This window comes from Psychrobacter sp. 1U2, from assembly GCF_051847575.1.
On the sequence record NZ_JBPYDC010000014.1, the window covers coordinates 1 to 18,871 of the forward strand.

12 protein-coding genes are annotated in these 18,871 nt (G+C 44.7%); 7 read left to right on the plus strand and 5 right to left on the minus strand.

All coding sequences use genetic code 11. The annotated features are described in order from the left end of the window. A partial coding sequence (locus tag ACS8FD_RS08135; RefSeq protein ID WP_439275340.1) for an IS3 family transposase occupies nt 1-741 on the plus strand: 741 nt, incomplete at its 5' end. A 68-nt stretch (nt 742-809) separates the two neighbouring features. Here the strand turns inward: ACS8FD_RS08135 and glyA are convergent. The 3 genes from glyA to ACS8FD_RS08150 all read right to left on the minus strand — a co-directional run bounded on the left by glyA (nt 810) and on the right by ACS8FD_RS08150 (nt 4,355). Continuing rightward, nucleotides 810-2,066 carry a serine hydroxymethyltransferase gene (glyA, locus tag ACS8FD_RS08140; protein ID WP_439275341.1) on the minus strand — a complete coding sequence of 419 codons (1,257 nt, stop codon included), beginning with the start codon at nt 2,064-2,066 and terminating at the stop codon, nt 810-812. A gap of 352 nt (nt 2,067-2,418) precedes the next feature. Further along, nucleotides 2,419-2,934 carry a chorismate--pyruvate lyase family protein gene (locus ACS8FD_RS08145; protein WP_439275342.1) on the minus strand — a complete coding sequence of 172 codons (516 nt, stop codon included), beginning with the start codon at nt 2,932-2,934 and terminating at the stop codon, nt 2,419-2,421. A gap of 101 nt (nt 2,935-3,035) precedes the next feature. Then, complete coding sequence (locus tag ACS8FD_RS08150; RefSeq protein WP_439275343.1) at nt 3,036-4,355, minus strand: GNAT family N-acetyltransferase; 1,320 nt, start codon at nt 4,353-4,355, stop codon at nt 3,036-3,038. 620 nt (nt 4,356-4,975) lie between these two features. Here ACS8FD_RS08150 and ACS8FD_RS08155 point away from each other — a divergent pair. From ACS8FD_RS08155 to ACS8FD_RS08170, 4 genes are all read left to right on the plus strand, one after another. Next, nucleotides 4,976-7,195, plus strand: a complete 2,220-nt coding sequence (locus tag ACS8FD_RS08155; RefSeq protein ID WP_439275344.1) for an NADP-dependent isocitrate dehydrogenase — start codon at nt 4,976-4,978, stop codon at nt 7,193-7,195. Between the two features lie 420 nt (nt 7,196-7,615). Continuing rightward, nucleotides 7,616-9,835 (plus strand): NADP-dependent isocitrate dehydrogenase, encoded by a 2,220-nt coding sequence (locus ACS8FD_RS08160; protein ID WP_439275345.1) that lies wholly within the window; start codon nt 7,616-7,618, stop codon nt 9,833-9,835. A gap of 152 nt (nt 9,836-9,987) precedes the next feature. After that, on the plus strand, nt 9,988-10,614 hold the full coding sequence (locus ACS8FD_RS08165) for a pseudouridine synthase (protein WP_439275346.1): 627 nt from the start codon (nt 9,988-9,990) through the stop codon (nt 10,612-10,614). 174 nt (nt 10,615-10,788) lie between these two features. Next, nucleotides 10,789-11,592: a DUF305 domain-containing protein gene (locus ACS8FD_RS08170; protein WP_439275347.1), complete on the plus strand. Its 804-nt coding sequence runs from the start codon at nt 10,789-10,791 to the stop codon at nt 11,590-11,592. 118 nt (nt 11,593-11,710) lie between these two features. Here ACS8FD_RS08170 and ACS8FD_RS08175 read toward each other — a convergent pair whose 3' ends face one another. Then, on the minus strand, nt 11,711-13,699 hold the full coding sequence (locus tag ACS8FD_RS08175) for a M61 family metallopeptidase (RefSeq protein WP_439275348.1): 1,989 nt from the start codon (nt 13,697-13,699) through the stop codon (nt 11,711-11,713). A 373-nt stretch (nt 13,700-14,072) separates the two neighbouring features. On the opposite strand from ACS8FD_RS08175, the gene ACS8FD_RS08180 reads away from it, so the two are divergent. Beyond that, the gene (locus tag ACS8FD_RS08180) at nt 14,073-14,558 is read left to right on the plus strand and encodes an FKBP-type peptidyl-prolyl cis-trans isomerase (RefSeq protein WP_439275349.1); all 486 of its coding nucleotides are present in this window, start codon (nt 14,073-14,075) and stop codon (nt 14,556-14,558) included. A gap of 428 nt (nt 14,559-14,986) precedes the next feature. Here ACS8FD_RS08180 and ACS8FD_RS08185 read toward each other — a convergent pair whose 3' ends face one another. Then, complete coding sequence (locus tag ACS8FD_RS08185; protein WP_439275399.1) at nt 14,987-17,209, minus strand: carboxy terminal-processing peptidase; 2,223 nt, start codon at nt 17,207-17,209, stop codon at nt 14,987-14,989. Nucleotides 17,210-17,702: 493 nt separating this feature from the next. On the opposite strand from ACS8FD_RS08185, the gene nagZ reads away from it, so the two are divergent. Then, a complete protein-coding gene (gene nagZ, locus ACS8FD_RS08190) occupies nt 17,703-18,824 on the plus strand; it encodes a beta-N-acetylhexosaminidase (RefSeq protein ID WP_439275350.1) in 1,122 nt (373 codons plus the stop codon). The last annotated feature ends 47 nt before the right edge of the window (nt 18,825-18,871 follow it).

The following is an 18,871-nucleotide window of genomic DNA, read 5'->3' on the forward strand; positions in this document are numbered from 1 at the left end:
GCTGATCTTAAACAGCGTATCTGTGATATCTATCATCACCATAAAGGTCGATATGGCTACCGCCGAATAACTCAAGCACTTAAGAACGAGGGTTTAACTCATAACCACAAGCTAATTGCACGGCTTATGGGACAGCTTAAGCTGACTGCCAGAATCAGAAGGCAGAAGTATCGATCCTACAAAGGACAATGCGGCGTCATTGCCAAGAACAGCGTTAAGCGTAGGTTTAGAGCGAAAGCGCCCAATCGCAGGTGGCTCACTGACATTACTGAGTTTAAAGTGGGCGATGATAAACTGTATCTGTCTCCAATACTCGATTGCTATAACAATGAGATTGTCAGCTACCAGCTCTCAAGACGACCTGTATATGATTTGGTCAAACACATGCTTGAACGTGCGGTTAAAGGCATAGCATTAAAGCGTAAGGGTAGAGAGGAGCTAACGCTGCATTCAGATCAAGGGTGGCATTACCAGATGAAACCGTTTGCCAATACGCTCAAAGAAAATAATATAAAGCAAAGTATGAGTCGAAAGGGAAACTGTTTAGATAATGCGTTAATGGAGAGTTTCTTTGGGGCTTTGAAGTGTGAAACTCTCTACATTCAAAAGCCTAAAACGATTGAGGCTTTAGAGAGACAGATTCATGAGTATATGCATTACTATAACCATGAGAGAATTCAGCTAAAACTAAAAGGACTGAGCCCTGTGCAATACAGAACTCAGTCCTTGATATCAACTTAAACTGTCCAAGTTTAGGGGGTCAGTTCAGCAAAACGCTAAGCGGTTTTATTTTTAACAGTCTAAAAGACTTACTGATTTTTCTCATAAACTGGCTTTTTCGCGCAGATGGCTTTTACTTTTTCGCGGGTATCAGCGATTACTTGCTCATCACCGCGGCTATCTAACACGTCACAAATCCAGTTCGCCACGTCTTTAACGTCTGCTTCATCGAAGCCACGAGTGGTCAATGCTGGCGTACCGATACGGATACCAGAAGTCACGAATGGAGATTTTGGATCGTTTGGAACCGCGTTTTTGTTTACAGTAATGAACGCATCGCCGAGCCACTTATCCGCTTCTTTACCAGTCATCTCTTGCTTAACGAGGCTAATTAACATCAGATGGTTTTCAGTTCCACCAGAGATGATTTCATAACCGCGATCGATAATTACCGCTGCCATGGCTTTGGCGTTTTTAACTACTTGCTCTTGATAAGTTTTAAAGTTGTCTTCGAGTGCTTCTTTAAAGCAGACCGCTTTGCCCGCGATGGCGTGCATCAATGGACCACCTTGGTTGCCTGGGAAAACCGCAGAGTTAAGCTTTTTGGCAAGCTTGTCGTCGCGCGACATGATGATACCTGAGCGCGGCCCACGTAAGGTTTTATGCGTAGTACTAGTGACCACATCAGCGAATGGTACTGGGTTTGGATACGCGCCAGTGGCAGCAAGGCCTGCAATGTGCGCCATATCGACTAAGAAATACGCGCCGATTTCATCAGCGATATCACGGAAACGCTGCCAATCGACGACTTGCGAATAAGCAGAGAAACCCGCGATGATCATCTTCGGCTTATGCTCGCGCGCTAAGCGATCGACCTCGTCATAATCAATAAGACCAGTTTCTTCGACTAAGCCATACTGTACCGCGTTGTAGTTTATACCTGAGAAGTTGATATGCGCGCCATGGGTCAAGTGACCACCAGCATCAAGACTCATGCCAAGCACCGTATCATTGGCTTCAAGTAACGCTAAGAATACGGCAGAGTTGGCTTGGCTACCTGAATGCGGCTGGACGTTGACGTACTCTGCGCCAAATAATTCTTTGGCACGGTCAATAGCCAATTGCTCAACGACATCGACATGTTCACAGCCGCCATAGTAACGCTTACCTGGATAGCCTTCGGCATATTTATTAGTTAGATCTGAGCCCTGGGCTTCCATTACCGCTTGCGAGCAGTAGTTCTCTGAGGCGATAAGCTCGATATGACTCTCTTGACGCTGGCTTTCAGCTTCCATGGCTTCAGCAAGTTTTGGATCAAATTCTTTTATAGAGATATCTTTAAACATAGTTATGTCCTATAGCATATTTTTATTGAGAATGATAAAAAGGGTTTAAAAATAGAAGAGTAAGCGCTGAGTGCTGGCTTATAATAAACCTAAAATAAACTCATGCTTGGTGACGATACTTCAGCATCCATCTTGCAGGTCTTATCCTACTGAAATTTTGCTGTAATTTGAGTTTAACATGAAACCCGATAAGGTAAATGCAAAAACTCACTTTGGGCTGAGTAAATGAGATTTTTTTAGGCTATGAAAAAAGAAGTACCAAAATAGCAGGCCTTGATGAGTTACTAGTTTAGCTTACTAAGCCACAATCTCCTCATTTATTGCGCACGTTCCTCAGAGATTTGCTCAGCACCTAGCACTTATCAAGACGAGACAAAAAGTCCGGCAAAAAGGTTTCACTAATTAATAATCTTCTACCGTACCAATCATAGCGGGTTTGGCGCTGCCACCCTTGCTCAGTATGGGAGATAAAGCGCTGATGGGGTAGCGTCCGGCGGCGCTTAAAGAGTACATAACCGATAGGCGTGCCTTTTAGCTGTTGTAAGCGCTTGGCAGATCCCTGCAAACTAGGTAGCGGAAAAACGCTTTGTGCCCATACCCAAGGCTGCTCACTATCGCCATATAGTTTCGCTTCGCGCACCCAAGCCAGTATCGGTCTGTTGTACTGCTTGACTGACATGCCGAGCTGCTTTTTTTGCGCTAAGCTCAATAGCCGATAACCTTCGAAACAGCGCTCTACCCGCAGAGGTTGACCTGACTTTGCTTCTAATATGGCAGTCAGTGAGCCTTCGACATTGAGCCAAGAAGATAACGCTGCCGGTGGCGATATAGTAGAAGGAGTACGAGCGTTAGAAGAGTGACTTGGCATAATTAACAAAAGCGATTGATTATTAGAGATAAAAACACAAAAAATAGCCTTCAAAACCCTAGTATTTGATAATAAGGTAGAAGGGAGGTTTTAAGTGGTGGTTATTGCTCACTATCAAAGACTGGCATATTGTCAGCATTGAACGGCAAAGCTTCGTGCGCTTGTTGACGATACTGCGCCATACGTTGGCGATCCTCCATACAAAAATTGCTGATCGCTGGAATAAAGCGCTCATCATAAATACGATGTAAGGAGTGGGTCGTCGTCGGAATAAACCCGCGCACTAGCTTGTGCTCGCCTTGCGTACCCGGATCAAAATACTGCAAACCTTGTTCAATAGCAAATGCTATGCCCTGATAATAGCACAGCTCAAAGTGTAAGCTGTCATAGTCAGCAAGCGCGCCCCAGTAGCGCCCATAAAGCGTTGAATGCTCGCTATCAGGCTTATCGTACAGAAACAAACTACTAGCGATAATCTCGTTATCGTTGTCATACGCGAGCGCCAGCATTAAGTGCTCAGGCATACTCGATGCGAGCGCCATAAAAAAGTCCAACGTGAGATAAGGCTGCTGACCGCGCACGGCATAAGTCATGACGTAACAATGATAAAACGCTTTCCAGTCACTATCGGTGATATCGCTACCGCGTTTACGCGCACATACGATATTTTGCTCGGCAACTTTACGGCGCTCAGCGCGGATAGTCTTGCGCTTTTTCGCTCTTAGCGTCGCCAAGAAGTCATCAAAATCAGTGAAAGGTTGAGCATTGGCGATCAAGTTTTTGTTTTGCCATAAAAACTGACAACCTTGACGCTCAAGGATAGGCAAAGACGTTTTGTTTATGCTTCTTGATTCTGGCTGCTGCCTTTGTGTCTGACTACCATCTTCGCCAGCTAAGGCTATGCGGCTCTTATCAATAACCTTCGCAATCTCTTGGCTTGATGAAGCAGCTATAGTCGCAAGCTTAGACTCAGCAAATAAGCAATGCCAGCTAGACGCGCCGACTTGCTGAGCAATATCATCTACCCCTTTGATGGCGGTCTGTATTATTTCAGGCGTTAAGCTCCGATTTGCCGCTAGCCATAGACGTTGACCACTAATCGGTGTATAAGGCACGCTCGTCACTAGACGCGGATAATAATCCAAACCGTAATGTGCGTAAGCCTGCGCCCAAGAGTAGTCAAACACAAACTCGCCTTGATGATGACCTTTAACAAAAACCGGCATCACCGCAATAGGACGGTGCTTATCACCATCATAAACAACGACATAAATCGGCAGCCAGCCTGCTTTTTCACCGATGGCACCAGTATCACTTAGCGCCTGCCAAAAGGCAAAAGACATAAATGGCGTGTCAGGCGCTTGCCAATCAGCTTGGGTTTGCCAACTCATATCACCTACTAGCGCATACTCTAAATTCATGACACCTACTATTATTGTGTACTAAGTCACTCTTAGCCTAACAAACTTTGATAAGAATGCGGTTACAATTTGCAAAACTCTAACGGTTCTCTTTTATGCATTTTTAGCGGTGAATTAGCTTTAATATGCGCTAAAAAATAAAAAAATAGCTCATACTAAAGCTGGCAAAAAGATGCTATTCATACTGATGACTGCTAGAATAAGGCTTTTAACAGTTTAATATAATTCCAAGATATGAGATATTAGCAATCATACTATCCCTAGTTCATTTTGATACATTGACATCGTCTTGAATTTATAGTTTGCCAACACAATGCATTATTTATCATTGACTATCATTGATTTTGGGCGGCTTACCTATGTAGGCGTTTTAACGATGATAGCCAAAAGACTTTTTGATAAAGGTTTGCTATAAAAAGGTTTATTGTAAAAACTCTCAGTAGAAGCAACATTCTGCAAGAGACCACCCGCCAATTCTTACTCTAAAATCATTTATTTACACGCGTAGCCGTTGTTAACTGAAGGCTGAAGGTAACTCAAAGCGGAATACTATTAGCAAATACGAAATTGCCAAACTTAACATTTATTATTGATAATCACTTAAAGGAATAACTACTATAATGTCAAAACTAATTTATACAATAACGGATGAAGCCCCAGCGCTAGCTACCCTCTCCTTTTTACCTATCGTCACAGCTTTTGCCAATACCGCAGGCATTGAGGTTGAAACTGCTGACATCTCGTTAGCAGGACGCATCATTGCTTTATTCCCTGATTTTTTGACTGAAGAGCAGCGTATTCCTAGCGCCTTTCAAAAGCTGCGTGAATTGGTTAAAACGCCTGGCGCTAACGTTATTAAACTACCTAATATTAGCGCTTCTATTCCACAGCTAAAGGCAGCTATCAAGGAGCTACAAGATAAAGGGTACTTCTTACCTGACTATCCCGATCATCCAGAAACGGATAAAGAGCAAGACGTACGTATTCGTTATGACAAGATTAAAGGCAGCGCGGTCAATCCTATTCTACGTGAGGGCAACTCAGATCGCCGCGCACCAAAAGCCGTCAAGGCTTACGCTAGACGTCATCCGCACTCCATGGGCGCGTGGAGTCCAGATTCTAAGTCGCACGTGGCGACTATGGATCATGGCGACTTTGCCGATACAGAGACCTCAGTGACAGTTGACGAGCCGACAGATTATCGTATCGAATTTACTAACGATAATGGAGAAATTACTGAGCTAAAAGCGTCAGCGCCCCTACTCGCAGGCGAGGTGATTGATGCAGCGGTACTGCGCCATGACGCCTTAGTTGCATTTTTAGACGCGCAAGTTAAGGACGCAAAAGCAAAAGATGTGTTGTTCTCTTTACATCTAAAAGCCACCATGATGAAGGTCTCTGATCCTATTATCTTTGGTGAAGCGGTAAAGGTTTATTTTAAAGAGCTATTTGAAAAATACGGCGATACTTTTAAAGCGCTAGACGTCAATGTCAATAATGGCTTTAGTAATCTACTCGCTAAGTTAGAGGAGTTACCTGCTGACAAACGCCAAGCCATTGAAGCTGAGATTGCAAATATCTATCAGCACAATCCTGGTCTAGCGATGGTAAATTCAGAAAAAGGCATCACCAATTTGCATGTGCCTAGCGATGTCATCGTCGATGCCTCCATGCCGGCGATGATTCGTAGCTCAGGCATGATGTGGGGCGCTGATCATGAACTGCACGATACCAAAGCCGTCATTCCGGATAGTAGCTACGCTTGTGTTTATGATGAGACCATTAAATTTTGCAAAGAGCACGGCGCCTTTGATCCAGCAACGATGGGTTCAGTGCCTAACGTCGGGTTAATGGCCCAAAAAGCAGAAGAATATGGCTCACATGACAAAACCTTCCAAATCCCATCTGCAGGCAGAGTGCAAGTACTAGATGCTGCCGGCAACGTGCTCACTGAACATCAAGTCGAACAAGAAGATATCTGGCGGATGAACCAGGTCAAAGACGCACCGATTCAAGACTGGGTAAAGCTCGCCGTCACTCGCGCTCGCGCTAGCCAAGTACCTACTATCTTTTGGCTAGATAAAAAACGCCCACATCACGCGGCTTTAATCAAAAAAGTAGAGCGTTACCTAAAAGATCACGATACTGAAGGCTTAGATATTCGTATCATGCCGGTACGCGAAGCCACGCGCTTCACCTTAGAGCGTCTAAAAGCAGGCAAAGATACCATCTCAGTCACCGGTAACGTGCTGCGCGATTATCTTACTGATCTATTCCCAATTTTAGAGCTAGGAACCAGTGCAAAAATGCTCTCTATCGTACCGCTGATGAACGGTGGCGGCTTGTTTGAGACCGGGGCTGGTGGCTCAGCGCCGAAGCATGTGCAGCAATTGGTTGAGGAAAACCATCTACGCTGGGATTCATTAGGCGAGTTTTTAGCTTTAGCAGAATCATTAGAGCACTTGGCTATTCACGAAGACAATGATAAAGCGCAAGTGTTGTCAGATACATTAGATACTGCGACAGAACAACTACTAATGAATAATAAATCGCCCTCACGCAAAGCCGGCGAGCTTGATAACCGTGGCAGCCACTTCTATCTAGCGCTATACTGGGCTCAGGCGCTAGCAGCGCAAAATGACAATAGTGAGTTAAAGCAGACCTTTACACCACTAGCTAAAGCCCTCGCCGATAATGAAGACGCCATTGTCAAAGATCTCAATGAGGTGCAAGGAAACGCTGTTGATATCGGCGGTTATTATCTACTAGACAAAGAACGGGCTGAAGATGTCATGCGCCCAAGCAAACTGCTAAATGATACGATCGCCTCAATACAATAGCTTTAAAATAGCTTTGAGCTCATAACGATTAAGTTGAGCCGTAATCCTTGATGCTCATACTTTAAACGATCTCCACGAATAGTTTCTGATATGAGCGTGGCACGTTTTATTTTAGTCTCGTTATGGTAAAAAACACTCGTGTCGCTGTTGTTCTCTGTGGGCTAATGTTAAAATTAGCCTTAAGCTATTCAAAATGAGACTATTTCCAATCGTTTAGAAGGGTCAATCAACTGAAACTGGCTATTATTAACTATCTTTAAGCACTCCCTTCGATGGTTAGCTTACCCGTATTATCACTTTGATAAATGAACCACTTATCGCCCTACCCGTTTGCAGCTGTCTTTATTTCAATTCGCAAACACCTTTTATTTTTATAAGAATCAAACGCTTAATGACAACCAAAAGGAATAAGAGATTACAATGTCAAAAATTATATACACAAAAACCGACGAAGCCCCAGCGCTAGCCACCCTATCTTTTTTGCCTATCGTTGAAGCCTTTACCAAAACCGCAGGCGTCGAAGTAGAGACGAGTGACATCTCCGTTGCCGCGCGCATTTTGGCTGAGTTTCCTGACTATCTTGACGAATCGCAGCGCGTTCCTAACAACTTAGCGGAGCTTGGTCGTCTCACCCAAGATCCTGATACTAATATTATAAAACTGCCTAATATTAGTGCTTCTGTGCAGCAGCTCGAAGCCGCTATCAAAGAGCTACAAAGTAAAGGCTATGCGATTCCTAATTTGCCAGAAGATCCGGAAACTGAGGAAGAAAAAGAGATTCGTCGCCGCTATGGCAAGGCTTTAGGTAGCTCAGTCAACCCAGTACTACGTGAAGGCAACTCAGATCGCCGCGCGCCAAAAGCGGTCAAAAACTACGCGCGTAAACATCCGCACTCAATGGGCGAATGGAAACAGTGGTCACGCACGCACGTCTCGCACATGCATAGCGGTGATTTTTACCACGGTGAGCAATCGATGACCTTGGATAAAGCGCGTACCATACGTATGGAGCTGTTAGCTGACGATGGCACTATCATGGTCAAAAAAGAGAAATTGGCTTTATTAGATAAAGAAGTCATCGATCTAATGTTTATGAGCAAAAAATCCTTGCTTGAGTTCTATGAGCGCGAAATGGAAGACTGCCGCGAAGCCGGTATCTTATTTTCATTGCACGTCAAAGCGACGATGATGAAAGTCTCGCATCCTATCGTCTTCGGTCATGCGGTCAGAATTTATTATAAAGACGCTTTTCAAAAACATGGCGCACTATTCGATGAATTAGGCATCAATGTCAATAACGGCATGGCCTCTTTATACGAAAAGATCAAAGAGCTACCCGCCTCACTGCGCGAAGAGATCGAAGAAGACTTACACGCTTGCCAAGTCCATCGTCCGCGCCTAGCTATGGTCGACTCTAATAAAGGCATCACTAACTTTCATTCGCCAAGCGATGTGATCGTCGATGCGTCTATGCCAGCGATGATTCGCTCAGGTGGTAAGATGTGGGGCGCTGATGGCAAGCTTTATGATTGCAAAGCAGTTATGCCTGAATCTACTTTTGCGCGTATCTATCAAGAGATGATCAATTTCTGTAAGTGGCATGGTAATTTTGACCCTACAACAATGGGAACCGTACCAAACGTCGGCCTTATGGCACAAAAAGCAGAAGAGTATGGCTCACATGACAAGACTTTCGAGTCAGCTGCAGACGGTATCGCTCGTATTGTCGATGTGGATACTGATGAAGTATTAATGGAGCAGCGCGTTGAAAAAGGCGATATCTGGCGCATGTGTCAGACTAAAGACGAGCCTATCCAAGACTGGATTAAGCTTGCTGTACGCCGTGCACGTGAGTCAAATACGCCGGTTATCTTCTGGTTAGATCCATATCGTCCGCACGAAAACGAGCTGATCAAAAAGGTCAATATGTACCTAAAAGACCACGACACTGATGGCTTACATATTGAGATCATGTCGCAGGTCCGCGCGATGCGTTACACTTTAGAGCGCGTCGCTCGCGGCCTTGATACCATCTCAGCTACCGGTAATATCCTGCGAGATTATCTGACTGACTTGTTCCCTATTTTAGAGCTTGGAACGAGCGCTAAGATGCTCTCGGTAGTACCACTAATGAAAGGCGGCGGTTTATTTGAGACCGGCGCTGGCGGCTCTGCTCCTAAGCACGTGCAGCAGCTGATTGAGGAAAACCATCTACGCTGGGACTCTTTAGGCGAGTTCTTGGCCTTGACTGAATCCTTGGAGCATTTAGCCAAGAATGACGACAATCCCAAAGCTCAAATACTTGCAGACTCACTAGATAAAGCTACCGAAAAGCTGTTAGTCAATGACAAGTCGCCATCGCGTAAGACTGGCGAATTAGACAACCGTGGTAGCCATTTTTATCTGGCAATGTATTGGGCACAGGAGCTTGCGGCGCAAGATCAAGATGCCGAGCTAAAAGCTCAGTTTGCGCCTCTAGCTGAGCAGCTTGAGAATAATGAACAAGCGATCGTTGAAGAGATGAATGAAGCGCAAGGCAAATCTATAGATATCAAAGGCTACTACTTAGCTGATGAAAAACTAGCGGAAGCGGCCATGCGTCCGAGTAAGTTATTTAACGAAGCTATCGCTTCATTATAATAGTGATTAACAAATCGCTACAACGCTAGTTGAGCGATATAGAGCGCTTAAATGATAGCTACACCTCAATGGTATAATACTGTTGAGGTGTTTTTTATGGCAAAGATTGATAGTATGACTATCTCTGATCTTTAATTAGGAACACCCCTCTCATGGCCACCTCAAGCTTAGTGCTTTTTAACAAACCTTATGGAGTACAAAGTCAGTTTCGTGATGACAGTAATAATAACCATATCACCCTATCGCAGTATTTCACCGATAAGTCACTGCGCGTAGCCGGCCGTCTAGATGCCACCTCAGAGGGTCTATTAATTTTGACTAGTGATGGACGGGTGAATAAAGCCATTACCCATCCGCCTAGCCAAAAAACCTTTAATGATGATAAGTATAAACAAGGTAAAACTTATCTGGTGCAAGTCGAGGGGACTGCCAGCCAAGAGCAGCTCGATAAATTATCAAACGGTGTGTTGCTAAAAGACGGTATGACGCTGCCTGCGACAGCAAAAATGGTCGCAGAAGACGAGCTACCTATTAAATTGTGGCAACGTGATCCACCGATACGCGAGCGCAGAAACGTTCCGACTTCGTGGCTGATTCTGACGATTTATGAGGGCAAAAATCGTCAAGTCAGACGCATGACTGCGCACGTGGGCCTACCTTGCTTACGCCTTATTCGCTGGTCGGTTGCTGGTTTTGACTTAGAGACACTCGCGAGCGGAGAGTTTATGCGAATTCATCTCAATGCTGAGCGCTGTAAGCAGTTAGGGATTGATAACTAATAGGCCTTTATACTGTTCAGAAAATCGTAGTTATTATTAAGGCTACCACAAGCGCCTTAATCATATTGAAATAGCTCTCTCAAACTCACTAGATTTATCTGTTAAATCTGCTAGTATTTAACTACCATTTTCTATGGTTACGTTTGATCCCGCCGGCTTATGTTAAGGATTACTATGATACTGTCATCGCGTTTTAGCGCTTCTCTCATCAGCGTTGTGGCAGGGCTTGCCCTAAGTGCTTGTCAGCCTGCCTCTGATCCTAGCGAAACAACAGTAGAGACCACCGATACCCCTATAGTCACGCAAAGCTCGGCGACTCAAGAAGAGACTGATGAGGTAATAGTAGCGGATGAAACGGACGAGAGTATGGTCAATAGTGAGCAGATGATGGAGGACTATAGCAAAGCGATGACTAGAATGGATAATGAGATCATGATAGGCATGGTTTATAACGACCCAGATACCGCTTTTGCCAAAAGCATACTCGCTCTTCATCGCGGCGCTGTAAATCTGGCAGAACTACAGCTCAAATATGGAACAGATCGTGAGCTCAAACTACTGGCTCAAGAAATTATCGACTCTCAGCAACAAAAGATCGGCATCAGCAATAAGTGGCTGGCCAGCCATCCTGATGCCCCTAACCCTAAGCCTAATACTGAAGCTATGCAGCTTGACTATGCGGATATTGTAGGTTCTATGAACTATAATATCAGAATGGGTACGGACTCTCCTGTCGCAGATTTAGCTTTTGCCCGCGGGATGCTTGCTCACCAGCGAGCCGTATTGCAACTCGCCCAGGTACAGCTTAGATATGGTACTGATGTAGAGATGCGCCGACTGGCCGTACAGATAACCAAAGACCAACCACGTATTATCAGAATCTTAGAAGATTGGCTGACTAAAAATGCTCCTACGCCTGCAGCAGAGGACTTAGAAGCAGAAGACAATACCGATGTCACTAATGAAAATGCAGCCTAAGCCTAACTACAGCTCAACCCTATTACTTACCAGCACGGCAACGCTGAAACAACCTAGATCGATGATAAGACTTTTACTATGAGTAAAAGTCTTATGCCTAAATAAGGTTTGAGCGCGATTAGTCAGATAGAACTTCTAGCCAAGCCGCAGCAGACGCTGCCTTGTCAGACTCTTTTTCCGCGTCATCTGCACTCGCTAGCGTTAAACTTATCTTATGCGGGAACGCTTCTTGTCCCTGAGTGGCGGTAGCGGCGCTCTGTTTTGGCCGCACCGTAATCGTCATTAGCTCGTCGCGGCGGAACAAATGACAGCTCACTGGTTGGTTAAGAGGACTAAATAGCGCTAACTGCTTACTGGTGGCCTTGATACCGTCAATGGCGACAATGATATCATTAGCTGAGATACTAGCCGTTGCCGCTATGCTACCGCGCTGCACGCGATTAACCTTTAGCCCCATAGCGGTTTCTTGACAGCGCATGCCCCAAGGGATGTTTTTATCTGCCGTTTCTATCTCGTTCTCATGCCAGCTGATACCATTAATGCTCAGCAGCATCTCAATGGGCAACTCCTCAACCCCATTGATATAACGCTGCTCAAAATCTTGCCACTCCGCCTTTGGCATAAACTCGCTAATCACTGCTCCCATATCGGCGCTACTGATACCGATACGCTGTTTGTCGTTTTGCTTGGCCCGCGCATAAAAGGCTCTGATAACATCGAATAAGCGATAGCGGCCGTCGCTCTTTTGTAACAGCGTTAGATCCAAACACAGCGCGACTAAAGCGCCTTTATTGTAGTAACTGATACCAGCATTGCCGGTATTTTCATCGCTACGATAGAGCTTAATCCAAGCATCGAAGCTCGATTCGGCAACGCTTTGGTTGGCGCGGCCATCGGTTTGATAATAGCGGTTGATCTGCTCTGCCAATAGCTTTAGATAGCTGGGTTTATCGATGACACCTGCCGCTTGCAGCATAAAATCGTCAATATAAGAGGTAAAGCCCTCAAACACCCAAAGAAGCGGGGTAAAAGCTTCGCGGCGCAAATCCACATCCATCATCACATCAGGGCGTACCGTCTTCACCCACCACGCATGAAAGTACTCATGGCTACACAGACCCAAAAAGCGCTGATAATCTGAGCTAGGCAATACGGGCTCATCACTACTTGGCAGATCGTTACGCGGCGTAATCAAACTCGTTGAATTGATATGTTCAAGGCCGCCATAATCTTGACCGCTGGCATAGGTCATAAAGGTGTAATCACTAAAGGGCGCGTCTCCTAACCAGTTCAGATAAGTCTGACAAATCTGCGTGATGTCTTGTTGCAAGCGCCCCATATTGGCATTATGTCTGCCTGAGAGATAAAAGCTATGTGGCAAGGTTTGATGCTTATCGTCTTGAATAATAAAGTCAAAGGACTGTTGCCTGGCAATCTCAAACGGATGATCAATCAGCTGATAGTAATCGTCTGCTTGCAGGCCATAACCGTGATGATTATCTAGCTGTAAATGGCTAGCTTTAAGGCCACAAGCTAACACCGCATCACTTTGGTTAGTCTCATTATTATCTATAAAGCTATCAGTTGTGGCATCATCATTATTATTGTTAGCTATAAAAGCGGCTGGAACTAATAAACTGACTTGTACAGGAGACTGTTCTTGATCTGTCACTGCCAAAGCTAGTGAGGTGAAATTACCATAAAGACGCTGCTGATCGACATAAGCGCTACGCACGGACAAATCATAGCAGTAGACTTCATACTGCACTTTTATTGCTTGTCCTACTATTGCCTCTGGTAGCTGCCAGCTGTGCTTATCTATTTTTTGCGCGCGGAAAGAGAGAGTCGGCTCATCTGCTCCCATCTCATAATGAACAGCGGTAATATTACGCGCAAACTCACGCATCAAATAACTACCCGGAATCCATGCCGGCAGCCACAGCTCAGGGCAGTCCATAGTCGCTGTAAAGCTCAAGGTCACGTCGACTAGGTGCTCATTAAAACGGGCGAAATCTAGGCTATAGCTAATAGCAGCGGTATTATCGCTTGAAGCCGTTTTTTTATTGTCCAAGCGCTCGGTTAAATGATTAAAAGTAGTTACGGTCATAATCTCTGCTTATTATCTTGATAGTATTTATCGTTATGGTAGAAGTCCTTGCACAAAAACGCAACGGCTAAAGCGTATGCTGCATCTAGCAGTAGCGCAAATTCAGAGCGGTCTAGACCGCAAATAGCATGATTATGCGATAAATCCTCTTTTTTTATGCTTTTTGCCTTGAAAGTTATCATAACCATCTCAATTAAAGAGGCTAACTGCTACAGTTACTCTAATTAATAGTGAAATTAACAGTTTCTATTTAACAGTTACCTTAATAAACTGATGATAATTGATTATTGATATGGCTCTTTAGCTGATCGACCTTTTTAGGTTTATTACCTCCAAATTTAATTTTATAACGATATTCAATTTAGGATAATTTATGACTACTATCGCAAAAGATACCGCCGTCAAATTCAACTATACGCTAAAAGATGATGAAGGTAACATCCTTGATCAGTCACCAGAAGGCCAACCTCTTGCTTATCTTCATGGTCATAGCAACATCATTCCAGGCCTTGAGCAGCAACTAGAAGGCAAATCTGCTGGCGAGAAAGTCAATGCAGTCGTTGAGCCTGCTGAAGGCTATGGCGAATACCAAGAACAAGCGGTACAAAAGGTCCCCCGCGATAACTTCCAAGGTGTTGATGACATCCAGCCTGGTATGCAGTTTCAGTCAGAAGCTGGCGGCCAAGTCATGCTAGTGACAGTAACTGATGTTAACGATCAAGAAGTTACTGTTGATGCTAACCACCCTCTAGCAGGTAAGCGTTTGACTTTCGATGTCGAGATTCAAGAAGTACGCGCAGCTACTGAAGATGAGCTGAACCACGGCCATGTCCACGGTGCCGGCGGCGTTGAGCACTAATCTACCATCAGATTTTTATAGCTGAGTTGTTTTAATACTCAGTTATAAAGCGCAAGAGCCCGTAGTGTAATAGCTACTGGCTCTTTTTCGTTGTAGATTCTATTTAAGGTTTTGTTTTTATTTAAACGTAAAAAGACCGCATCGTGACAAGCACCATGCGGTCTTTATTACTTAACATCCTTGTTAATATAACTTCATATCTAATCCCGAGATATGCTGTTATTCAGGCTTATAGCCCTATCTTCCTTGATCAGCAGTCCATCCCTGACGCAATTCATAAACCATCTATCTTATAACACCAATCCCTAGTGTAAATAAACAGTATCAATAAACTGTGCAGTGACACTATAATCGCAAATTAGACGGTAATAAGTAAGACGTTTAAGCGTCAGCGCATGTAAGCATATGCTTACATGATATAGATAGGATTATAAACTTTCCGCTGGGCTAGTAATCACAGTAGGCTCAGCGTCTAACATGAGACGCGCCGCTTCAAAGATATATGCTTCGTCCTCAGGCAGCTCTGGACGCTCACTCTCCTTCATCTTACTACGCTCTTCAAACTTCGCATCCATCGCTGCTTGATAAGTGTTCCAGTTAGCATAAGGGCTAGAACCTGTCGCTATTTGTCTTCTATTCTCAGCTTCTAAAGAGCGCTGCTCGATCAGCTTCATTTTGGCGCGGCGCTTGTTAATGTCTAAGGCGATAGGTTTTTTCTCGTCATCCATATCTCGAATATCATTAAGCGTAGATAAATAGACGAATTGAGGATTTCGTTCTTGCCGAATTTTGGACTGCTGATTCAAAGTGGTTAGCATATCAGTACTAAATTTGCCCTCAGGCTTATAAGCAGCGGTCTTGATAGTATCCCATGGTAGCGCATTCTTTTGCGCGCGCTCACCAAAAGTGGCATCATCATAGATATTGACGAGCTCAACATCTGGTACTACACCTTTATTCTGCGTACTACCGCCGGTGATACGATAAAACTTACGCTGAGTCAAAGTCGCAGACCCTAACGCGAGACTGTCTAACTGAATCTGCGCTGAGCCTTTACCAGTAGTCGTGCTGCCAACGACCAAACCGCGGCCGTAATCCTGAATCGCTGCGGCAAATATCTCACTAGCTGAGGCTGAGGCTAAGTTGGTAATAACCACTAGCTTACCATCGTAGAGCTGCTTGCCACCATCATCGTCGCGGTAGACTTGGATGTTACCGCGGTTATCACGGATCTGAACCAAAGGTCCACTTTTAATAAATAACCCAAGCATCTTAGCCACTTCGTCTAAAGACCCGCCTGGATCGTTACGCAAATCAATGACTAAGCCGTCGATGTTTTGCTTATTGAGCTCCTTGATAGCATTTTCGGTATCGATGCTGACGCTACGGTAATCCTCGCCATTACGGCGCGCTCTATAATTTAAATAAAAGCTTGGTATTTCAAGTACACCGATACGTTTTGGTACGGTATTAGCACTCTTCGCGCCGCTAGAATATGGCACCTCAACGACGCGCTGAGTCACTCCCGACTCTTCTTGTTGGATGACATCGCGTACCACCGTAATCGTACGAGCGCTAGCATCAGGAGTGTTTGGCTGACGCAGTTTTAGGGTGACTGACGTACCACGCTTACCACGAATGAGGCTCACAATCTCGCGAGTGGACCAACCGACCACATCGGTCATGTTTTTGCCATCTTTAGCGATACCAATAATCAAGTCGTTTGGCTTGATTTGTCCCGTCTTAGCAGCAGGGCCACCATCGACTAAAGTAACAATACGAGTATAGTCTGGGTTTTTGCGATCGGGACGAATAGAGACCCCAATACCTTCTAATTGTAGGCTGGATTGAATTTGCAGCTCATTGGCTTGAATTGGGGCATAATAATTGCTGTGCGGATCATAAGTGAGCATTGCGGTATTTAAGATAGTCTCCATGATCTGGTCATCTTTGAGACGCTCCATCTGCCCTTGCTGTCTTGACAAGCGGTTGAGTAAGATCTCACTTGGCGTGCGCTGATCATCACGTACCAAATCCTGACCAAGAGTGATATCAGGATCATCTAAGAAAACTTTTTCTTTCGCCTTTTCACTCTCTTGACCCAAAGTAATACTCATTAGCTGAAACTTCAACTGACGCGCCCAATAATCGCGCTGAGCTTTTTTACTTGTGAAATGAGGCAGCCCTTCACGGTCAAGAATAATAGTCTCATCATTGGTCAAATCAATATCAGTTTTGAGCATCTTTGTTGCCATCTCAAAATATTCATTGGAGCGCTTGCGATAACGCTCAAAGACATCAACACCAGCCGATAAGTCTCCACGCTTAAGGCGACTACCGAAATCGTCAGCATACTTTTTCTTAAACTCAGCAACATCAGCTTGCAAAAATAGCGTATGGTTTGGGTCTAAGCTGTCAATATACATATCTAATATATCGCTACCCATCTCAGTATCGAGCGGCTGATTCAGATAGTGACTACGATCTAATAAAGCGGCCACTTGCCTAGTTGTTATTTTTTGCTCGGGGGTTTGTACGAAACTTCCAGTCTCAGTGTTTGCCACTGCCGTACCGTAGCTTTGCGTCATAATAGCGCCGACCACGCCAATTGAGGCAATACTTAATAACCATTGTGTGGGTTGTTTTTTCATCATATCTACCTAGTTGTCTTAGGGGGTATCTTAAGTAAAAGTATAAAGAGCAGTCCATTATGTAACGATACTTTATAGGAGTTTTTGGATAGCACTCTTTGAACAGCCATATCGGCTAGTCACCTTTTATAACGACTGGTGGCTGACAGCTCACCGGCGACTACCATCAGTTTGTTATTAAAAATCAATCAATATTATCATGATTTATAGACCTGCGCTGTCTCAATCTGTATGAGCAAACCTTCTGTTATATTTATATGCTCATTCATAAACATTGCGGTGAGATTAACTGAGTCGTTACATTATAACTGTAGGGTAATTACTGGCATAATGGGCTAACCCTTAACTTTTACACTTATAGATAGAATCTAAGATATACCACTTGACCTATATCACTTAAACCAGCGAGCTTAGCAATTAAATTCAGCAAAGCCTAAGAAACTGAATTTATGATAATTGATATAGCGACCAATACTATTATGGAGAACAAACCATGTACGGCGTAATAATGACGGATGTTGGCGGCAGCACCTTAACAGCTGATGATGTCAGCTTGCTTGAACAAGCTCAGGTAGGCGGGATTATTTTATTTGCTCGTAACGTCGTCGATGCGGCGCAAGTACGACAGTTATGCGATGACATTCGCTATTATAATCCTGATATCTTAATCGGTGTCGATCAAGAAGGTGGCCGAGTCGCAAGGCTACGTGATGGCTTTACGCCGCTACCGGCAATGGGGAGGCTCGGCGACTTATTTGATCAAAATCCTAGCGAAGCGCTAAGCTGTGCCTATGATTGTGGCTATTTAATGGCCGCTGAAGTATTAGCTGTTGGTATCGATTTGAGCTTTGCCCCGGTGCTAGATACTAATAGCGTGAGTGAAGTTATCGGTGATCGCAGTTTTCACAAAGACCCGCAAGTGATCACGGCCTTAGCGACCCAGTTTATGCGCGGAATGCGCGCAGCAGGTATGGCAACGACCGGCAAGCACTTTCCAGGTCACGGCGGAGTTGCCCCGGACTCACACATTGCGGAAGCTATCGATACACGTTCTCTCGATGAGATTATAGGTCATGATATGCAGCCCTTTGCCCAGACTCTACCTTGGCTCGATGCCTTGATGCCAGCGCATGTGATCTTCTCGCAGGTAGATAATAGACCTGCAGGGTTTTCGAAGGTTTGGTTAAAGGACATCATTCGCGACCAACTGAAGTTTGATGGTGTGTTATTCTCCGATGATTTATCGATGGCAGGCGCGCAGGCCGCAGGTGATGTCAGCGACCGAGTACGCGCCGCGATCAATGCCGGCTGCGATATTGCCTTGGTTTGTAACGACCGAGTAGCTGCGCACGAAGCGGCAGAAGCAGCACAAGACTTACCTTACCCTGATCAGCAGCGTATTAAGACAATGCGCGGCCAAATTCCTGAATGGCGAGGAGATTTGGACTCAACTTGCCAGCAGTTTGAGCATTGGCAACAAGCTCGGCACCGAGTTCTAGAGACCTTTTTTAATATGCAAACGCCAAGCTCAGATAGTAGTCAAATGCAGGATAGCAAGACGTTAGATAATCCCAATAGTCTGAGCGATTTAAGAGATCCTACTGACTATAAATAACGCTTATCCCTACAAGATAAAAGTATAAAAAAAGCTGCCCTTTAAGT

What these genes read in the sequence shown, in the direction of transcription:
- ACS8FD_RS08160 (WP_439275345.1), top strand. Translation starts at nt 7,616, where the DNA reads ATGTCAAAAATTATATACACAAAAACCGACGAAGCCCCAGCGCTAGCC.
- ACS8FD_RS08155 (WP_439275344.1), top strand. Translation starts at nt 4,976, where the DNA reads ATGTCAAAACTAATTTATACAATAACGGATGAAGCCCCAGCGCTAGCT.
- glyA (WP_439275341.1), bottom strand. Translation starts at nt 2,066, where the DNA reads ATGTTTAAAGATATCTCTATAAAAGAATTTGATCCAAAACTTGCTGAA.
- ACS8FD_RS08180 (WP_439275349.1), top strand. Translation starts at nt 14,073, where the DNA reads ATGACTACTATCGCAAAAGATACCGCCGTCAAATTCAACTATACGCTA.
- ACS8FD_RS08185 (WP_439275399.1), bottom strand. Translation starts at nt 17,209, where the DNA reads ATGAAAAAACAACCCACACAATGGTTATTAAGTATTGCCTCAATTGGC.
- nagZ (WP_439275350.1), top strand. Translation starts at nt 17,703, where the DNA reads ATGTACGGCGTAATAATGACGGATGTTGGCGGCAGCACCTTAACAGCT.
- ACS8FD_RS08165 (WP_439275346.1), top strand. Translation starts at nt 9,988, where the DNA reads ATGGCCACCTCAAGCTTAGTGCTTTTTAACAAACCTTATGGAGTACAA.
- ACS8FD_RS08145 (WP_439275342.1), bottom strand. Translation starts at nt 2,934, where the DNA reads ATGCCAAGTCACTCTTCTAACGCTCGTACTCCTTCTACTATATCGCCA.
- ACS8FD_RS08175 (WP_439275348.1), bottom strand. Translation starts at nt 13,699, where the DNA reads ATGACCGTAACTACTTTTAATCATTTAACCGAGCGCTTGGACAATAAA.
- ACS8FD_RS08170 (WP_439275347.1), top strand. Translation starts at nt 10,789, where the DNA reads ATGATACTGTCATCGCGTTTTAGCGCTTCTCTCATCAGCGTTGTGGCA.
- ACS8FD_RS08150 (WP_439275343.1), bottom strand. Translation starts at nt 4,355, where the DNA reads ATGAATTTAGAGTATGCGCTAGTAGGTGATATGAGTTGGCAAACCCAA.